Source organism: Streptococcus sp. NSSLK0004, from assembly GCF_059039125.1.
In genome coordinates, this window is sequence record NZ_CM180142.1 from 992,234 (window position 1) to 1,011,731 (window position 19,498).

18 protein-coding genes are annotated in these 19,498 nt (G+C 41.2%); 2 read left to right on the top strand and 16 right to left on the bottom strand.

Features of this window, described 5'->3' with window-relative positions; genetic code table 11:
• Positions 1-155: 155 nt before the first annotated feature.
• From AC4CS8_RS05110 to AC4CS8_RS05140, 7 genes are all read right to left on the bottom strand, one after another.
• On the bottom strand, positions 156-1,226 hold the full coding sequence (locus AC4CS8_RS05110; RefSeq protein ID WP_493892255.1) for an ABC transporter substrate-binding protein: 1,071 nt from the start codon (positions 1,224-1,226) through the stop codon (positions 156-158).
• Positions 1,226-1,996: an ABC transporter permease gene (locus AC4CS8_RS05115; protein ID WP_493892256.1), complete on the bottom strand. Its 771-nt coding sequence runs from the start codon at positions 1,994-1,996 to the stop codon at positions 1,226-1,228. The genes AC4CS8_RS05110 and AC4CS8_RS05115 overlap by 1 nt, the downstream gene beginning before the upstream one ends.
• Positions 1,996-2,796 carry an ABC transporter permease gene (locus AC4CS8_RS05120; protein ID WP_493892257.1) on the bottom strand — a complete coding sequence of 267 codons (801 nt, stop codon included), beginning with the start codon at positions 2,794-2,796 and terminating at the stop codon, positions 1,996-1,998. Before AC4CS8_RS05120 ends, AC4CS8_RS05115 begins: the two co-directional genes overlap by 1 nt.
• The gene (locus AC4CS8_RS05125) at positions 2,780-3,934 is read right to left on the bottom strand and encodes an ABC transporter ATP-binding protein (protein ID WP_493892258.1); all 1,155 of its coding nucleotides are present in this window, start codon (positions 3,932-3,934) and stop codon (positions 2,780-2,782) included. The genes AC4CS8_RS05120 and AC4CS8_RS05125 overlap by 17 nt, the downstream gene beginning before the upstream one ends.
• 39 nt (positions 3,935-3,973) lie before the next feature.
• Entirely contained in the window at positions 3,974-4,882 is a 909-nt protein-coding gene (gene murB / locus AC4CS8_RS05130; protein ID WP_493892259.1) for a UDP-N-acetylmuramate dehydrogenase, read from the bottom strand.
• A 103-nt stretch (positions 4,883-4,985) separates the two neighbouring features.
• Positions 4,986-5,858: a homoserine kinase gene (thrB, locus tag AC4CS8_RS05135; protein WP_493892260.1), complete on the bottom strand. Its 873-nt coding sequence runs from the start codon at positions 5,856-5,858 to the stop codon at positions 4,986-4,988.
• A 1-nt stretch (position 5,859) separates the two neighbouring features.
• Entirely contained in the window at positions 5,860-7,146 is a 1,287-nt protein-coding gene (locus tag AC4CS8_RS05140) for a homoserine dehydrogenase (RefSeq protein ID WP_493892261.1), read from the bottom strand.
• Positions 7,147-7,237: 91 nt separating this feature from the next.
• Here AC4CS8_RS05140 and AC4CS8_RS05145 point away from each other — a divergent pair, with 91 nt between their 5' ends.
• Positions 7,238-8,179 (top strand): polysaccharide deacetylase family protein, encoded by a 942-nt coding sequence (locus AC4CS8_RS05145; RefSeq protein ID WP_493892262.1) that lies wholly within the window; start codon positions 7,238-7,240, stop codon positions 8,177-8,179.
• 51 nt (positions 8,180-8,230) lie between these two features.
• On the opposite strand, the gene AC4CS8_RS05150 is transcribed toward AC4CS8_RS05145, so the two are convergent.
• Both AC4CS8_RS05150 and AC4CS8_RS05155 read right to left on the bottom strand, forming a co-directional pair.
• Positions 8,231-9,382 carry an iron-containing alcohol dehydrogenase gene (locus tag AC4CS8_RS05150; protein ID WP_493892263.1) on the bottom strand — a complete coding sequence of 384 codons (1,152 nt, stop codon included), beginning with the start codon at positions 9,380-9,382 and terminating at the stop codon, positions 8,231-8,233.
• Between the two features lie 218 nt (positions 9,383-9,600).
• Complete coding sequence (locus tag AC4CS8_RS05155) at positions 9,601-9,939, bottom strand: ATP cone domain-containing protein (protein ID WP_493892264.1); 339 nt, start codon at positions 9,937-9,939, stop codon at positions 9,601-9,603.
• 167 nt (positions 9,940-10,106) lie between these two features.
• Here AC4CS8_RS05155 and pepF point away from each other — a divergent pair, with 167 nt between their 5' ends.
• Positions 10,107-11,897, top strand: a complete 1,791-nt coding sequence (gene pepF, locus AC4CS8_RS05160) for an oligoendopeptidase F (protein WP_493892265.1) — start codon at positions 10,107-10,109, stop codon at positions 11,895-11,897.
• 28 nt (positions 11,898-11,925) lie between these two features.
• Here pepF and AC4CS8_RS05165 read toward each other — a convergent pair whose 3' ends face one another.
• From AC4CS8_RS05165 to AC4CS8_RS05195, 7 genes are all read right to left on the bottom strand, one after another.
• Entirely contained in the window at positions 11,926-12,528 is a 603-nt protein-coding gene (locus AC4CS8_RS05165) for an alpha/beta hydrolase (protein WP_493892266.1), read from the bottom strand.
• 11 nt (positions 12,529-12,539) lie between these two features.
• Positions 12,540-13,490: a VOC family protein gene (locus AC4CS8_RS05170; RefSeq protein ID WP_493892267.1), complete on the bottom strand. Its 951-nt coding sequence runs from the start codon at positions 13,488-13,490 to the stop codon at positions 12,540-12,542.
• A 200-nt stretch (positions 13,491-13,690) separates the two neighbouring features.
• Entirely contained in the window at positions 13,691-14,026 is a 336-nt protein-coding gene (locus tag AC4CS8_RS05175) for a Lin0368 family putative glycerol transporter subunit (RefSeq protein WP_024378539.1), read from the bottom strand.
• Positions 14,027-14,036: 10 nt separating this feature from the next.
• Complete coding sequence (locus AC4CS8_RS05180; protein ID WP_024378540.1) at positions 14,037-14,390, bottom strand: Lin0368 family putative glycerol transporter subunit; 354 nt, start codon at positions 14,388-14,390, stop codon at positions 14,037-14,039.
• A 93-nt stretch (positions 14,391-14,483) separates the two neighbouring features.
• Entirely contained in the window at positions 14,484-16,313 is a 1,830-nt protein-coding gene (gene glpO / locus AC4CS8_RS05185) for a type 1 glycerol-3-phosphate oxidase (protein WP_493892268.1), read from the bottom strand.
• 21 nt (positions 16,314-16,334) lie between these two features.
• Entirely contained in the window at positions 16,335-17,846 is a 1,512-nt protein-coding gene (gene glpK / locus AC4CS8_RS05190) for a glycerol kinase GlpK (RefSeq protein WP_172097620.1), read from the bottom strand.
• A gap of 177 nt (positions 17,847-18,023) precedes the next feature.
• A complete protein-coding gene (locus AC4CS8_RS05195) occupies positions 18,024-19,493 on the bottom strand; it encodes an AcpB/EbpR/MafR family transcriptional regulator (protein WP_493892269.1) in 1,470 nt (489 codons plus the stop codon).
• Between the last annotated feature and the right edge of the window lie 5 nt (positions 19,494-19,498).

The following is a 19,498-nucleotide window of genomic DNA, read 5'->3' on the forward strand; positions in this document are numbered from 1 at the left end:
AATATTAGGCATTCTTCTCTGCTATTATGAAGTTGAAAATATAACTATTAAACAAATATGAAGATTATTCACATTATAAAACGCATAAAATCAACGTTTCTAATAAACATGACTTTATGCGTTTTTTTATTTGTAAATGTAGGTCAAAACATTATTTATTTTCGATACATCTTGAATTGTAGGAATAAATCATTGTAAGTTCCAAGGAGGTTGGCTCCGAGGTTGTCATAGACTTCCATGTTCTTCATTGTTTCTTCTGATGGATAGAATGCTTCATCGTTCTGTGTTTCTTCGTCTAACATAGCCTTAGCTGCTGGAATCGGTGTTGAATAGCCAACATATTCCGCATTGCGATAGGCATTTTCTGGACGAAGCATGAAGGAGATAAAGGCATGAGCTCCATCAACGTTCTTGGCTGTCTTTGGAATAACCATATTATCAAACCAGAGATTCGATCCTTTTGAAGGAACGACATAGCGGAGATTTTCATTTCCGTCTAACATCTCACTCGCTTCTCCTGAGAAGCTGACAGCAATAGCTGCCGCATCTTGAATCATATAACCTTTGATTTCATCTGCAACAATGGCTTTGACGTTAGGTGTCAAATTGTAGAGATGTTCGGCTGCTTCTTCTAGTTCTGCTGGATTTTTTGAATTGAGACTATAGCCCAAAGACTGCAAACCAAATCCCATGACTTCACGAACACCATCAATCAGCATGATATTGTCACGGTATTCTTCTGACCAAAGGTCTTCCCACTCCTCAGGAGCATTTTCCACCATGGTTACATTATAAACAATCCCCAAGGTCCCCCAGAAATAAGGAACAGAATAATCATTGTTCTCATCAAAACTCAGTCCCATGAACTGCGGATCAATATTTTCCAGCCCCTCAATCTTCGATTTGTCCAGCTTGATGAGCATATCTTCTTCAATCATCTTGGAAATCATGTACTCTGACGGCACTGCCAAGTCATAGGTAGTACCTCCTTGCTTGATTTTGGTGTACATGGCTTCGTTGGAATCAAAGGTCTGATAGTCTACTTGAATCCCCGTTTCAGCAGTAAATTCTTCAATCAATTCAGGATCAATATAATCGCCCCAGTTATAAATGACCAGTTTATCCGTCGTTCCCTGAGTTGATTTTTCTTCCAAATTTTTGCTGACGGCCCAGAGTGCCAGGACGATTACTACTACTCCTACTAAAAATGAATAGAGTCGTTTCATTATTCTGCCTCCTTTTCACGTGAGATAAAGTAATAGCCCACCACTAACAAGATTGAAAAGAGGAAGACGAGAGTTGATAGGGCATTGATTTCAAGAGAAATCCCCTGACGAGCCCGAGAGTAAATCTCAACGGACAAGTTCGAATAGCCATTTCCTGTGACGAAGAAGGTCACTGCAAAATCATCCAGTGAATAGGTAAAAGCCATGAAGTAGCCGGCAATAATAGCTGGTGTCAGATAAGGTAGCATAATCTCCCGTAACATCTGAAACTGAGTTGCTCCTAAATCGTAGGCAGCTGATACCATGTCGTCATTCATTTCTTTCAAACGTGGCAAAACCATGAGAACCACAATCGGAATAGAGAATGCTACGTGACTAAGCAGAACAGAGACAAAGCCAAGTTGGAAACCAATCATGGTGAAAAGAATGAGGAAACTCGCACCAATCATGACATCTGGTGCCACCATGAGAATATTATTTATTGATAAAAGAGCATTCTGGAAACGTGGACGAGCTTGGTAAATGTAGATCGCACCAAATGTTCCAATGATCGTCGCAATCAAAGAACTGAGGAAGGCTAGGAAAAATGTTTGAGCTAAAATTAGCATCAAACGGCTATCGCCTAACATGGAGCTAAAATAATCTAGGGTAAAACCTGTGAAATTATTCATATCTCCACCTTCGTTGAAGGCATAGAATACCAAATAAAAAATCGGTAGGTACAAGATGAGGAAGGCAATTGTTAGATAGATCTTTGCAAATTTTTTCATTATTTCTTCCTCTCTTTCGTCAACCACATAATAAAGAGCATGGCTACAATCAGTACAACACCGATTGTTGACCCCATTCCCCAGTTTTGTGTTGTGAGGAAGTGCTGCTCAATCGCTGTCCCCAAGGTAATCACACGGTTTCCACCGATTAAGCGTGTCAGCATAAACAAACTCAAACTTGGAATAAAGACCGCCTGAACACCTGAACGAACACCATTCATGGACAGAGGAAAAATAACTTTTGTAAAAGTCTGCCAAGAAGTCGCTCCCAAATCTCGACTAGCATTGATGAGATTAGAATCCAAATCATCTAAGGCATTAAAAATCGGTAAAATCATGAAAGGAATTTCAATGTAAGCTGCTACTGCAATAAATGAAAAATCCGTAAAGAGAATTTGCTGGGCACCTAAGCCGATAAACTCAAGAAATTGGTTGATAGAACCATGTTGCCCAAAGATACCGATAAAGGCATAGGCTTTCAACAAGAGATTGACCCAGGTCGGCAAAATAATCAACATGAGCCACAATTGCTTATGCTTGAGTTGAGTTAGGAAATAAGCTGTCGGATAACTGACCAAAAGCGTTACAAAGGTGATGATACCTGCGTAGAAGATAGAGTTAAAACTCATCTTCAGATAGGTCATGTTTGGCGAATTAAAATAAGTTTGGTAGTTGGCCAATGTCGCATTCCCGTCAATATCAAAGAAGGACTTGTAAATGATGAGAGCGACAGGCGCTAAGACAAAGAGAAAGACCCATAAAGCGTAGGGAACCGCAAAGAGCCTAGAGGTTTTCTTCATTGCGTTCCTCCTCGATAGCATTGATCAAGCCGTCTTCGACTTCTTCTACCTCCACGTATTCTTCGATACGGGCATCAAACTCTTCTTCGGTCTCATTGAGACGCATGATATGGATATCTTCTGGCTCAAAGTCTAGCCCGATAACTTCACCAACAATGGCCTTGCGTGTTGAGTGAATCATCCACTCATTCCCTAAGTCATCATAGGCAATAATTTCATAGTGAACCCCACGGAAAAGTTGGGTATCAACTTTTACTTGCAACTTACCTTCTTCTGGCAGAGTAATCTGCAAGTCTTCTGGACGAATGACCACTTCAACTTCTTCATTTGGACGCATACCACCGTCCACTGCCTCAAAACGTTTACCGTTAAACTCTACCAAGTAGTCTTCTATCATCCGACCTGGCAAAATGTTGGACTCACCGATAAAGGTGGCAACAAAGTGGTTGATTGGCTCATCATAGATATCAACAGGCGTTCCTGACTGAACAATCTCGCCTTCATTCATGACAAAAATCCAGTCACTCATAGCCAGTGCTTCTTCTTGGTCATGGGTAACAAAGACAAAGGTAATACCTAACCGTTGTTGTAGTTCACGGAGTTCATACTGCATCTCAGTTCGCAGTTTCAAGTCCAAGGCAGAAAGTGGCTCATCAAGTAAGACCACACGTGGTTGGTTGATAATGGCACGAGCAATGGCAACTCGCTGGCGCTGTCCTCCAGAGAGTTTTTGAATGGCACGATTTTCGTAACCAGACAAGCGGACCATTTGCAAGGCTTCTGTGACACGTCGTTCAATTTCAGCCTTATCAATTTTTCGTAATTTTAGTGGAAAAGCCACATTTTCAAAGACGGTCATATGCGGAAACAGGGCATATGATTGAAAAACGGTATGGACATCCCGTTTATTAGTCGGCACATCATTGATACGCTGACCATCCAAATAAATATCACCTGAGGTGGCATCTAATAGACCTGCAATAATATTCAAAATCGTTGATTTACCAGATCCAGAAGCACCCAGAAGGGTATAAAACTTCCCTTCTTCTAGTTCGAAGTTGATATTCTTCAAGACAGTAGTTCCATTGTCTTCAAATACTTTGGAAACATCTTTAAATTCAATAATTGGCTTTTTCAATTCTCATAAATTCCTTCTTTTTTTGACAGAGCCATAAGGCTAGAGTGTATCAGCAACTTGGCCGATAATGCGAACTTCCCTCTCCAGAGTAATCCCTGAAGATTCTTTAACAACTTGAATCACATGGGCAATCAGGTCCTCGTAGTCTTTGGCTGTTCCATCAGCCACATTGACCATAAAGCCTGCGTGTTTTTCAGACACTTCTACCCCACCGATACGGTGACCTTTCAAGCCAGCTTCCATGATGAGTTGCCCTGCAAAATGTCCTAGCGGACGCTTGAAAACAGAGCCACAAGAAGGCAGTTCCAAGGGTTGCTTGAGCTCACGTAAATGTGTCAAGCGATCCATCTCCTGCTTAATCACCGTATGGTTACCCGGTTTTAAGGCAAACTTCGCCGAGAGGACAATGGCTCCATTCTCCTGAAGAATGGACGAACGGTAGCCAAAACGTAGATCCCGTCCCTCAATGGTTTCCACGTAGCCTGCTGGTGTCAACACCTGAGCAGACACGAGAATATGGGCAATCTCACCACCGTAGGCACCGGCATTCATATAGACAGCACCGCCGATACTTCCCGGAATTCCACAGGCAAATTCAAAACCTGATAGAGAATGAAAGAGAGCGACTTTAGTAGTCTCAATCAGATTAGCACCTGCTTCTGCTTCAATGGTATAACCTGAAACAGTAACAGAGTTGAGCTTGTCCATGCGAATAACAAATCCACGAATGCCACCATCACGAACGATAATATTGCTTGAATTTCCCAAGACCATCCAAGGAAGATTTTCCCGATTAGCAAATTCAACAATCTTGACAATTTCATAGCGGTTGCGTGGAAAGGCTAGATAATCCACCGCACCACCGACTTTTGTATAAGTATAATTTTTCAAAGGCTCGTCAAACCGAATATCGATTCCAACCAAGTCTTGCCTAATTTTATCTTTCATAATCTTCTCACTTTTGTTTATAAAAATACAGTTTACATTATACCAAAAAAACAGGCAGAAAACGATAAAAAAATAAAACCAGAGAAGATTTCTCTGATTTTATCTAAATACTTAGATTTTCCACTCGAACTCCTTCTGTATCGACTTGCAGGACGTGGACAGTACCATCTAAATCAAGTGAGTTGATAGTTTCTACCAAGCTGGCTTCCTTTTCCTTGCTGGCTAAGACCATGACAGTTGGTCCTGCACCTGATAGGTAGGTAGCATAGGCTCCTAGTTGACGACCGATTTGCTTGATAGGGTAAAATTCCTGCACAAGTTTTTGACGGAAAGGCTCATGGAACATGTCCGATTCAATAGCCTTCCCTGCTTTTTCTAAATCCCCTGTTAAAAGACCGGCAATAGCTACATTGGCAATACTACTTGCTGCAACGGCTTTTTTAGCAGACAGCTGACTAGGCAAGACGCCACGGCTTTCGCTGGTGCGGAGGGGGTAATTAGGAATAAAAGCGATGAAGCTTGCCGGCGGAAATTCTGTGACAACAGCTTCTACCTTCTTATTGACATAGCTAGAGATGACCAAGTTACCGAAAATAGCTGGGGCAACGTTGTCTGGGTGGCCCTCGATTTCAGTCGCCAATCGCAACTTTTCGTCGACAGTCAATTCTAGATTACCAAGTTGATTGGCTAACTCAATCCCTGCAACAATGACAGAACTGGATGACCCCAACCCTCGTGCTAAAGGCACCTCACTCGTCATCTTGATTCGATGAGGTTGTAAATTAGGAGCAAGCTTTAAAGCCGTTTTAATCAAAAGATTGTGCTTATCGGTTGGAACGTACTCTAAATCATGGTCAACAATCCACTCATCTGTTGCTTCCAAGACATCAATCACTAAATACTTGGATAAGGCTACACCGACAGAATCAAAACCGGGACCGATATTAGCACTGGTTGCTGGTACAGAAATTCTCATATTATTCTCCCAAAACCTTGAAGGTATTTTTCACAGTGAAATCAGCCGCATCGTCCAGCTTAACCGTCACATTTTCCAGCTGAGTCTTGCTCATACTATGTGTGACGATAACCACATTTGCCTGTTCTCCGTCGGCGGTTTGTTGTAAAATCTGCTTAAAGGAAATTTCCTCTGCATTGAAAATCTCTGCTAGACGCAAGAGGGTACCTGTCTTGTCTGGAGCCTGAATAGAGAAGTAATATTCGCTCTTAACGTCTTCTGGATTTGCCAAACGAAGTGGACGGCTATATTCATTAAAGGCCTTACCAACAGTTTGATCATTCAGACGACGAACAATACGTAGAATATCTGCAACAACACTTGTTGCAGTTGGTTTTTGCCCAGCACCTGGACCATAGTACATGGACTCGCCGATTCCAATAGATTGAACAAAAACAGCATTCATAACCCCGTTCACACTTGCTAACGGATGATTTTTTGGTAGGAAAGTTGGTGATACCTCAGCAGAAATACCAGAGGTGGTTTCTTGAATATCCCCCACTAGTTTAATTACATAGCCTAGTTCTTGAGCAACTGCTACATCTTCTGGTGTAATACCTGAAATCCCCTTATGCCAAACTTGATCAAAATCAATGGTCATACCGAAGGCAAATTGACTCAGAATAACAGCCTTGTAAGCCGCATCAATACCTTCAACATCATTGGTTGGATCAGATTCAGCATAACCCAATTCTTGTGCTGTTTTCAAAGCTTCATCGTAGGTCCAACCTTCATCGACCATTTTTGTCATCATAAAGTTAGATGTACCGTTCAATACCCCTAAAACACGCGTCACTCTATCGGATGTCAAGGAATTGGCCAGAGTACGCAAAATTGGAATACCGCCAGCTACGGCAGCTTCATAATAGAGAGCAACATTATGTTCTTCCGCAATAGCGCGAAGTTCACTACCATGGACAGCAAGTAAGTCTTTATTGGCAGTTACAACGTGCTTGCCTGCTTCAAGTGCACGCGTAATGAAAGTTTTAGCAGGCTCAATACGCCCCATAAGTTCAACAACAATGACAATCTCATCATCAGTCAAAATATCTTCTACACTAGTCACAAAATGATAGTCATGACCTGCTGCCAACAAACGTTCTTTTTCAGCTTCATCTTTAACCAAGACCTTAGCTACTTCAATCTCTTCTTTCGCAGCTTGAACAATCTTATCCTTGTTTTCTTTTAACAAAAATGGAACACCGCTCGCAACTGTACCAAATCCTAATAATGCGATTTTTACTGACATAGAAACTCCTTTAGATGTATTTTCATTATTATAGCACAAATTTTTAGAAAATTCTGCTATAATGAATGTAACAGGAAAAAAGGAGAGTTATATGGTCTACAGTCGTTCTAGTAGAAGAAAAAAGAAACAAAAAAATACAGCTTGGTTTACTGGACTCCTGCTTACAATTTTTCTTATTAGTCTAGCCAGTTTTATCTATTTTAATCGAGCTAGTCTTTGGGGACAAAACAACCAAGCCACTACTGTTTCCAGTAGCCAAGTCAGTACAACGACAACGACTTCATCAGTAGCTGAATCTTCTAGCAGTTCGAGTCAGGCAAGTACAGAGATTACTTGGGAACAACAAACAGAACCTGTCAAGGTCCCGATTCTCATGTACCATGCGATTCATGTTATGGCTCCAGAAGAAAGCGCCAATGCTAATCTTATTGTCGATCCAACGACATTTGAAAGCCAGTTACAAGCTCTTCAGAATGCAGGCTACTATACATTATCACCTGAAGAGGCTTACAAAGTCTTAACAGAAAATGTCCTACCTGCGGGTCAAAAAGTTGTTTGGTTGACATTTGATGATAGTCTATGGGATTTCTACGACATAGCCTACCCTATCTTGAAAAAATACAACATGAAAGCAACAAATAATGTTATCACTGGACGAACAGAAAGTGGTATGGCAGGCCATCTCACACTTGACCAACTGAAAGAAATGCAGGCCAACGGCATGTCCTTCCAAAGTCATACCGTCACTCACCCAGATTTAGAATATAGTACCATTGAAGCACAGACAACAGAATTACAGAATTCTAAAACCTATCTAGATACCAACCTCAACCAAGATACACTAGCTGTTGCCTATCCAGCTGGTCGTTATTCTGCTGATACTTTGTCAATTGCAGAAAATTCTGGCTATAAACTTGGTGTCACAACAAACGAAGGATTAGCTTCCGCTAGTGATGGTTTACTCACTCTCAATCGAGTACGCATATTGCCAACAACCACACCTGAAGTCCTCTTACAAACTATCGCACAATAAAACCAGCAGATTAAAAATCTACTGGTTTTTCTAATTCTTTAAAGAAATCGTTTAGAAAAGTTCTTTATAAAAACTGATTGTCTCTTCCAAGGTTGGCATGAAGGGATTACCTGGTGCGCAGGCATCAATCAAAGCGTTCTTAGAAAGATATTCGAAATCAAAGTCTTCTTCCTTGATATCCAATTCTGTCAATTTTTTAGGAATGCCAACTTTAGCTGACAATTCTTCGATTTGAGCGATAGCGTAGTCAGCACACTCTTCGTCAGACTTTCCAGTAATATCTAATCCTAAAGCTTTTGCAACATCACGGAAAGCTGCCGGCACACGTTTGGCATTTTCCCGTTCAATGATTGGCAAAATCATGGCACAGCAGACACCGTGTGGCAAATCATAAACTGCTCCTAATTGGTGGGCCATCGAATGCACATAACCAAGACCAGCGTTGTTAAAGCTCATACCACCGAGGAAAATAGCATGAACCATGGCCTCACGAGCCTCAATATCCTGACCATTTTCAACAGCACGAGGTAGGTACTCCTTGATGAGTTCGATAGCACCCATAGACAATTTTTTAGTCACTCCATAGGCACCTGGTGTTACCAAGGCTTCAATCGCGTGAGTCAAGGCATCCATACCTGTTGCTGCAGTTAGGGCTGCTGGTTTAGAAATCATGAGTTCCGGGTCATTGACAGACATAACGGCCAAACTGTTTTTATCTACCATAACCATCTTAACCTTACGGTCTTCGTCGGTAATTACATAGTTAATGGTAATCTCCGCAGATGTACCTGCTGTGGTATTGATTGCAACGACTGGCAGACCTTTTTTCTCAGATTTATGAAGTCCCTCATAATCCTGAGGTTGGCCTCCATTTGTCGCCATGATGGAAATACAACTTGCAGCATCCTGTGGTGAGCCACCACCAACCGAGATGATAAAATCACAGTCGTTTTCCTGCAAAACAGCTAGTCCGTCATAAACATTCTTGCAGGTCGGGTTTGGATCCACATGACTAAAAACCACATAATCTACACCCGCTTCATCCAATGGCTTAGTCACTTTTGGGAGAATATCACTTGTCAACAGAAACTCGTCTGTAACAAGCAGGGCTTTTTTATAGCCCAATTCTTTAACATAGCCACCAATTTCGTTGACACAACCGCGACCAATCAAATTGACCGCTGGAACGTAAAATGTTGCCATAGACAACCTCCTTGTAAAATATTTTTATTTTATTATATTGTTATTTCAATTATATTTTACAACTTTTTATGAGAATAATCAAGTGAATATGTGAAATTATGTACAAAAAAATATCCCTTGGAAAGTTTTTTATTTTAACATAAATAAAAAGATTGAAGAACGCGTCCATTTCGAACTCTTTCTTCAATCTAAGACCAGTCTTCTGATCCTCCTACCTATTACCGTACTTGCTCAAAGCGCAAATGAACAATAATTTTATCAGCATATCCATTACGCTCCAAATCACGTTGCAAGCGATAGGAAATATAATGCTCTGCAATTGCAATATAGCCAGCGTCTAATAAACGATGTTCCACTTGTGATTGTACCATGCTGATAGTCGGTCTCTCTGTATGTGCTTCCTCTAAATCTAATACAACTTTCTTGGTCACTTGCGCTAAATTCTGACGCCAAGTATCATCAATCACATAAACCGTTTGAGCCGCCTTGATAATTGCTTGATAAATTTTATCTGGATCAAATTCAACAATTTCCCCACTACGTTTGATAACTTGCATAAACAGCTCCTTTCTGGTTTTCAGTAAACCCTTTCATACTTATATTATCTAGGTTTTTATACATTTTGTCAAGTATTCTTTTTCATAAATTTTTCCTTGGCTTATTTTCGCTGAAAGCCCTTTAGTATGATATAATGGACCTATTAAAATGAAATAAGGAGAAAATCATGACGAACGCAATGCCTAAACGTCAAGAAATTGATGTACAACTCACTTGGAATACCGATTTGCTGTTTCCAACCCCTGAAAACTACAAAGAAAATTTAGCTGCCTACACTAATCAAGTTGTTGCTTTTGAATCGACGTACAAAGGAAAATTAACTGATAAAGATACCATTATTTCTGCTTTAACAGAATATGAAAAAATCGTTATTCTTGATAGCAGACTTTCTCACTATGCCTTCTTGCCTTTAGAAGTTGATAAGATGAATACTGAATTAGCGAGCCTGGCCAACGAGTACGACCTAGTTTCTGCTAAGACACGTCCTCAACGAGATTTTCTCTTTTCAGAACTTGGTCAATTAGATGAAGCCTTTCTTCTTGAATTAAAAGAAGAGCAACCACAATGGGCTGCATTCTTCGACAGCATTCTCCGTGACAAGCCACATCAACTTCATCCGCTACAAGAAGAACTCTTATCAAACTTTGCACCAACCCTTGGTCAGGCATACAACAACTACGGTGTGACCAAGTTTGAAGATATGACCTTTGATAACTTCGAGGCCAATGGCGAAACACTTGGTAATAGCTATGTGCTATTTGAAAATGATTATGAATTGAGCCACGATACAGAAATTCGCCGTAACTCTGCAGATGGTTTCTATTCAACCTTGAAAAAATACAAGAACACGACTGCTGCGACCTATTTGTCTCATATCAAAAATGAACAAATCGAAGCTCGCCTGCGTGGATTTGACAATACGATTGACTTCCTCTTGCACCGTCAAAACGTATCTCGTGACCTGTTTGACCGCCAGATTGATGTCATCATGAAAGAACTGGCTCCTCACATGCGTCGCTATGTGAAATTGGTTGCTAAAGCTCATGGTTTGGAAAAAATTACCCATGCTGACTTGAAAATCAGTCTACCTTCTGAATACAACCAACGCATCACCCCTGAAGAATCCAAACAATTCTTGATTGACTGCTTGGGCATTCTTGGTGAAGATTATGTGAAAATGATTGAACAATCATTTGATGAGCGTTGGATTGACTTTGCTCAAAACGAAGGTAAGGCTACTGGTGGTTTCTGTGCAACACTATATGATGGGCCATCTTACATCTTACTTTCATGGACAGGCTTGATGAACGAAGTCTTGGTATTGGCTCACGAGTTAGGACACGCAGGGCATTTCCAATTAGCTAAGAAACAAAGTGTACTCAGTTATGACCCGTCCCTTTACTTCATTGAAGCACCATCTACTGCCAACGAAGTCTTGACATGTAACACTCTTTTGAAAAACAACCAAGACCCTGGCTTCCAAGCTTACTTGATTAGTGAGTTGATCAGCCGTACTTACTTCCACAACATGGTGACTCACTTGCTGGAAGCTGCCTTCCAACGTGAAGTTTATACTCGTTTGGATAATGAAGAATACCTCAATGGTGATATTCTCTGCCAAATCAAGTTAGATGTGATTAAAGAATTCTGGGGTGAGGACTTTGAAATTGGTGACGATGCAGGTCTAATTTGGATGCGTCAGCCACACTACTACATCGGACTTTATCCATATACTTACTCAGCTGGTTTGACCATCGGTACTGCTATGGCAAAACAATTGGAAGAACATCCTGAAGAAGTTGTTGAAAAATGGTTGGAAACCTTGTCACTCGGTGCTAGCCTTTCTGCTCAGGACCTTGCAAAACACGCAGGTGTTGACGTTTCCACTGACCAACCACTTAAAGAAACTATTGCTTATGTCGGTTCCTTGGTGGATAAATTGGAAACACTCATCTAAGACACATAAAAGACTTGAACGTATTTGTTCAGGTCTTTTTGTCTATTCTTTCTTGATACCAATTTCCCACGTAGGTCAATTCATCCTGACTTAAAAAATGGCCCTTGTCAAAACGAGCTAGGTTGGTTCTGGGAAAAGCTGACGCTTGCCAGTCATCTACAAGATGTTCAAGAGCGACTTGGTCGACGAGTTGGTCATTCTGCCCCAGTGTAAATAAAATCTCTGCTCTGCTATTTTCCATAGGAAAAGCATAACCTAAGGCCGAAGGGTGGAGCAAGATATAATTGTCCGCCAGGTTTGACTGTTTGGTTAACAAGCCCATGATGAAGTTGGCACCGTTTGAGAATCCAACGAAGGTAACCTGCTGGTAGGGCTGAATATCTAAGTCCTGCCAAAAATCCAGAAAAGCCGACAAGTGCATTTCAAAATCGACAAGATCCAACTGACCGTCGATCAGCGGTGCAAAGAACCGCCTTTCCCTGCCTTGGCCCCAACTGCCATCGAAGGAAAGGACAGAAGCTTTTGGATCTAACTGTTGGCGCAGAAAGAGCATGGAGTCCTTGTTACCACCTGTGCCGTGGAAAAAGACTAATAGACGGGAATTCGTCCCATCCTCGAAATGATAGTTCATGCTAGTATCCTCTAGTATCGTTGTGAAAGAGATTCTTCAATTTCCTGTCGTTCCTCCTCAAAGAAACTTGGCAAAAATAGGTCTACCTGATCCAATTCTTCATTCTGAACTGGCATTTCCGCTTCGCGCTCACCAGCCATGGTTGCCACCTCAAACATAAGGTAATTGGGCGCTCGGAAGTACAAGGAATGCATGAAATCTCGATTGATAATTCCAGAATGTGGACGATTGATGAGATTTAAGCGGCTAATCAGGTCTTCCAAGTCGGACTCATCTAAGACACCAAATGCGATATGATGAATGGCCCCGACTCCCATCACACTGATTGGCGACTCTTGGTCAAGAATTAGATAAAGTCGATGTTGGAAGTTGTTATCAAAGAGAAGAGAAATCACTATCTTTTCCTCAAAGACAAATCGACTTTCCTCGACAAAACCAAAAGTCTCTGTCAGCAAAGATAACAACTCCTTTTCTTCACGAATTCGCATATGAAGACTGGCGATGCCAAGAATAGCGTATTCTGACGGAATGTCATCCGCTTCATACGGAAACATTTCTCCGATAACGTCATGATAGGTCAAGCCAAGCAACTGCCCATCTTCATCTTGGAAATTCAGAATATGCCCATTTCCAAAAGCCTGAATTCCTTCATTTTCCACTTCAAACTCTGTCAGTCTTTTCTGCCAAAATTCCAAGGAAGCAAAATCTTTGACCAGAAAAACAGTTCGTTCCAAACGATTGCTGCCAGATCGATGACTCGGATGATTGGGCATATCAAAAATAGTAAATTCTGTTCCGTAGCGACCCTCTTCATCACCGAAAAAGAGATGATACATGCTTGAATCTTCTTGATTGACAGTTTTCAAGGTCAATTTCAATCCAAGAATATGGTGATAAAAATGATAGGCTTGATGAATGTTTCCTACCAAGCTTGAAATATGATGAATACCAGTATTGTTCATAGCTTTACCTCGATATTTAATATGAATGCATTTTATCACTAATTAGTTATAAAATCAAGAAAAATGCACAAAGAAAACACCTGAATGACTTCAAGTGCTTCTAGGAGATTATATGAAAAAGATGATTTTATTATAAGGCACTTTCCTTAAAACAATCTAAACAAAAACAACTAGAAAAATATTCTAGCTGTTTGTTTCTATTATAAAAAGAATGATAGTATGAGACCACCTAGGATACCACCTACAAGGGCCGCAAGAATGTTATTGGTTGCTTTACCAACTTTTCCACCTCTGGCTGCTGAAGCTACGAAGACACCTACACCTGCAGCTAATCCCATATCGACCCATGCATCACCAGATTGAGACATTAAACCAACTCCGTGATTGAGGCACCAAACTGTACCAACAACCATTGAAGCTGCCAACCAGCCACCTATTGGTCCAAAATGTTCTACCATTTTCCCCCAGGTTAGTCGAATAACAAATGGGAAGACGAAGGCACCTACAAGTGTTGCTATTGCTTGTTGAATTGTCATGATTTCCCTCCTAATCTTTTTCCATATCTTCTTCAATCTTAGCAGCTACCAATCCACCGATAGTTGCACCAACAACAACCAATAGAATAGTAGGCAGAGAATCTGCAACGGTACCAAAACCTTTCATAAATGCATCTCGAAAAATACCGCAGATTGCAATCCCAAGCCCCATGTCAACGAAAGCTGAATCAGCATCATGTTTAATCAGACCTAGGTAGTGGTTCATGTACCACATTGGGCCGATGATGATAAATGCTGCGAAGAATCCTCCGATAATGCCATAGGCTTCTGCAAAGGCTCCCCAAACACTCATGACAATCATACCAGCTATCATATAGCCGATTGTTGAACGTAAAAATTTCATTCTTCTCCTCCAACATGTATTCATTAGTCAAGCTAATGATTTCTTAAATTTTAATTGCTTAGTGATTTCGAAATCACTTCTGTTTCCAGTATATTATTTTTCTTTTAGATAGGTCAAATCATTCTTATTAAGAGTAGCTATAAGCAAAGCTTCTTGCTGTGCAAGTTCATCTGCTGTCCAACTATAGTAAGCCGCCATTTCCTTGATAATTTCAGGTGCTACTGCATCCAATTGTTCCCTCATGAAGAGCATATAATTGGTACGGCGGAGAAGATAATCCACTACTGTCAAGGTCATTTCTTCCTTCATGGCATAGTGAAGTGAAAGCAAATCACGTTTGTTCAATCCAGACACAGCCTCTACTTTATGGTTCAAGGCAAATACTTTTGGCGCATTTGAACCGTACAAGTTAGCTAGATAGAGAGCATCATCGTATTCCAAACCTTTTTTCACACCTAATTGAGCCAAGTGTTCGATTTCTTCTGCTACATTAGCTGGGTTCAATTCACCACCAGATACAGGATAGGTCTTAGAATTGATGAGTTTAAAGCTACGACCATGTTCTTCTTTGAGGATGTCTGCTACTTTTTCAATTGCACCTTCAGCCATCTTACGGAAATCGGTAATTTTACCACCGGCAAGTGTGAGCAAACCATTCTCATCACGGTCAAGGGCAGAACCACGCGATACAGCAGACGGATCCAAGTGTTTTTCAGAAACGCTACCTTCCAGATGGGTCAAATCGTGTTCCACATCATCACGGGTCTTTTCATTGTTCAAATAACCTTTGACTGTTTCAATTAAGCTGTTGAAACTATCGTCGCTGAGTTTTCCATTGTTACCACCGTTGTAGTCAGAAGCACCATTTCCTGACAAGAGTGGACGAAGACCTGCCCAACCGCTCTCAATATCATCCAGGGTCAAGTTTGCTTCTGGGAAGCGATTATTAACAATATCAAGTAGGTAGTCAACGTCTTCTTGGGTTACCATTGGATTCGCCAAATCCCCAGTATAATCTGTATCAGTCGTACCAAAATATGTTTTGTTTTCACGAGGAAGAACAAAGACCATACGGCCGTCAGCATGACCAGTGTCAAAGTAAGTTGGTTGAGGCACAGACAAACGAGAGCTATCGACAACTAGGTGCACACCCTTGGTTGGACGCATCTGGAGAACACCTGAGCCTTCTCCTCCAAGGTTACGCACTTCGTCACTCCATGGTCCTGTTGTATTGATGACCAAACGCGCACGAATTTCAAAGGTGCTATCTGTCAGCAAATCACGAGCGACAATACCGACAACTTTTCCAGCCTCATCTTTGATGAATTTCTCCGCTTTGACACGGCTGGCAATCAAGGCACCATCTTTGGCTGCACGTTTGATATTTTCAATTACCAGACGAGCATCGTTGTTACGGAAGTCCAGATAAACACCGCCACCAAGTAGTCCTTCTTTTTTCAAATGTGGTGCTCGTTCCAGCACTTCTTCTCTTGTCAACACCTTATTGGCAAGATCCGTATTGTTAACACCAGCCAAGAGATCATAGAGATCCATAGCCACTTTCAAGCGGAAGAGGCTAAAAGTAGATCCTTCTTCATCATAGACAGGTAAGAGCATTGGATCTGGTTTTGGAATATGAGGAGCAATGTTTTGTACTACTGCACGTTCTGAAACTGTATCAGAAACTACCTCTACATCAAATTGTTTGAGGTAACGTAGTCCACCATGAACCAATTTAGTTGAACGACTTGAAGTTCCCTCAGCAAAGTCCTGCATTTCAATCAAGCCAGTTTCCATGCCACTAGCAGCAGCTTGGAGGGCTACACCAGCCCCCGTAATACCACCACCGATAACCAAAAGGTCCAACTGTCTATCCTGCATTTTTTCAATCGCCAAACGACGTGTTTCTTTTGAAAATTCCATGTTTTCACACTTTCTAACTTTTTACTCTTCATCCAATTGTGCAAATAATTGCGTTGCAGCAACAGCTTTTTTCCAACCCTTGTAGAGCTGTTCTTTGCGGGCTTCGTTCATAGCTGGCTGGAAGGATTGTCCAACTGCGTTTAATTCTTTCAATTCATCCAAATCTTTCCAGAAACCAACTGCAAGACCTGCTAGGAAGGCTGCGCCAAGTGCAGTTGTTTCCAAGTTTTTAGCACGGGCAATCTCGATACCAAGAATATCTGCCTGGAACTGCATGAGTAGGCTATTCATAGCAGCACCACCGTCTACTTTCAAGACAGAAATATCAATTCCTGTATCCAATTGCATGGTATCAATAACATCACGAACTTGATAGGCAATAGATTGAAGAGTAGCTTTCACAAAATCTTCCTTGCTTGTACCACGAGTTAAGCCAAAGACAGATCCACGCGCATCTGAATTCCAATATGGAGCCCCAAGTCCCGTAAAGGCTGGTACTACATAGACCTCATCATTGCTAGTAGACTTACGAGCAAGTTCTTCAGACTCAGGCGATGTTTCCACCATTCGCATACTATCACGCAGCCATTGAACTGCAGAACCAGCGATAAAGATTGAACCTTCTAGTGCATAGTAAACTTTTCCGTTAATGCCATAACCGATAGTGGTGAGGAGGCTATTTTCAGATAACTGCATTTCCTCACCTGTATTCATAACGATGAAGGAACCTGTTCCATATGTATTTTTCACCATACCTGGCTCAAATGCCAATTGTCCAAATAGGGCTGCTTGTTGGTCACCTGCCATACCAGAAATAGGAACTTCTGCTCCATAGAAGTGGAATGGCGCTGTTGTTCCGTAGATTTCTGAATTAGAACGAACTTCTGGCAACATAGCTTTTGGAATATTGAGGAGTTCAAGGATTTCATCATCCCACTTGAGTTCCTTGATATTGTAAAGCATGGTGCGGGCAGCGTTTGAGTAATCTGTTACGTGGCACTTACCATTGGTCAATTTCCAAACCAACCAAGTATCAATAGTTCCAAAGAGAATCTCACCTTTTTCAGCACGTTCTTGTGCACCTGGAACTTGGTCCAAAATCCACCGAACTTTTGTTGCTGAGAAATAGGCATCTACTACAAGACCAGTCTTTTTATGAATCAAATCCGCATGTCCATCCGCCTTTAACTGATCAGCAATATGTGATGTTTGACGGGATTGCCAGACAATGGCATTGTAGATTGGAAGTCCTGTTTCTTTGTCCCAAACAACTGTCGTTTCACGTTGGTTAGTGATCCCAATCCCTTCGATCTGGTCTGGACGAACACCACTTTCTATAAAGGAACCTGCAATAACAGACTGTACAGAATTCCAAATCTCATTGGCATTGTGCTCTACCCAACCTGGTTTAGGGAAAATTTGCGTAAATTCTTTTTGGTAGCTACCAACTTTTTCACCTTTTTTGTTAAAGATGATGGCGCGTGAGCTTGTTGTACCTTGGTCAATGGCCATAATGTATTTTTCTGCAGACATTTCCTGTCCTCCTTGTAGGTTTATCTTATTTTTGAAAGCGTTTCCGACTTCCTTGTGATTTTATTGTAATCTATTTTTCAAAAATAATCTTATCAATTTTTTTATAATTTCAAAAAAAACTGATAAAGTTGTCTTTTTGCGACAAAAGAAAAACTTCCTAGGAAACTAGAAAGTTTATCACCGCCGTTCAATCCGAAACTGCTTGCGTTCGACCAAACGTTTAGACTGTTCCAACTTGCGCTGATGAATGGTCTGAATAAGGCTCTTTATATCCTTCAACTCCTGATCAGTTGGCAATCCATAGATCTGATAAGATGGATCTTGCTGCCAAGGATAATCATGGCAAATAACCAAATCATAGGATTGGTCTGATTGGACAGGCTCGATTTGAATTGACCGATTTCGTTCTAAGGACTGACATAAGACATGTAAAATGGGAGAACTAATGACAGACGGATAACTGGAGGCCCACCCAATTTTCACCATGGTTGGCTCCACCTGCATAAAATATGAAAATAATTGTGTCAAGGATAGCAAAAGGCTGGTGGCTGGGGCTTGCCTTCGCCCAAAAATCTCCTCAGATACATGGTGCAAGATACTAGAAGCAGCCTCTTGCATGAAAGAATCATAACTAGCCAACTCATCAAAGCCACTATCGATGCAGGAAATGAAAAAATAGAGCTGACTAAAAACCTGATTGAGATGATATAGTTCGCCTTCTTCCACTGTTAAATCTGTCTTCAAGAGAATTTTTACCCGTTGAAAGGCCCAACTAGTTGCTTCCATAATGGGTCCACCGAAGCCCAAGACCTGTTCTAATTGATGGGCTGCCACTATCCCTTGGCTAAACAAGAAGGCAAAAACAGACATAGTGTCCCCCTCTTGAAAGGAAGCAGATGCTTGCTGGCGTAAGGTTAAAAAGAGCTGGCGTAAATGACGGTAAAATTTATGTTGCTCATAGGGAGCCATTAACTGATAAACTGCCTGGAAATCCAAATCCTTCAATCGCATTCTTTTCTGGACAATCATCAACCAGAGAGCCAACTGATGGGCCTGTCGAGGATTAAACTGGGATTGATAAAAGCGTTCAAAAATCGGCAGATGAGCAAGTTGCTCCCTAAAGACCCGATCTTGTTCTAATTCCTTGAAAGGCCTAGTCAGCCAGAATAATTGATAATAAAAATAGCGAATTTGCAACTCACTACCCCGCAAACGACCGTTCCGTATGCTCACCTGAAACTCTTTCAGAACTTTGTTTAATGTCGAAAGGTGTCTGTTCAAAGTAGCTTCACTCAGCAATAAATCTTGAGCTAGCATAGGGATAGAGCATTCGTTTTTATCAAAAAAATAAAGTAAAATCTGGTACTTGATACTGGTTCTAAAGAGATAGGCAAACAGGTCTTGGCTGGATAAATTAGCTCCGCGTTGTAAGACAATTTCCTCTTCTTTAATCTGAAAGACAAGACCAAACTGCTCCTCTTTAACCTCTTCAGAGAAACTTTCTATATAGCGTAACAAGGTAGATTTAGACAGATGGAGCTCCTGGGCAACTTCCTTTATTCCAATAGGTGCAACGGACTTGCGCAAGAGAAGAAAGAGCTGGTAAATAGCGCGCTCACGTTTTTCTAATAATTCTAGAATATGCACACAAT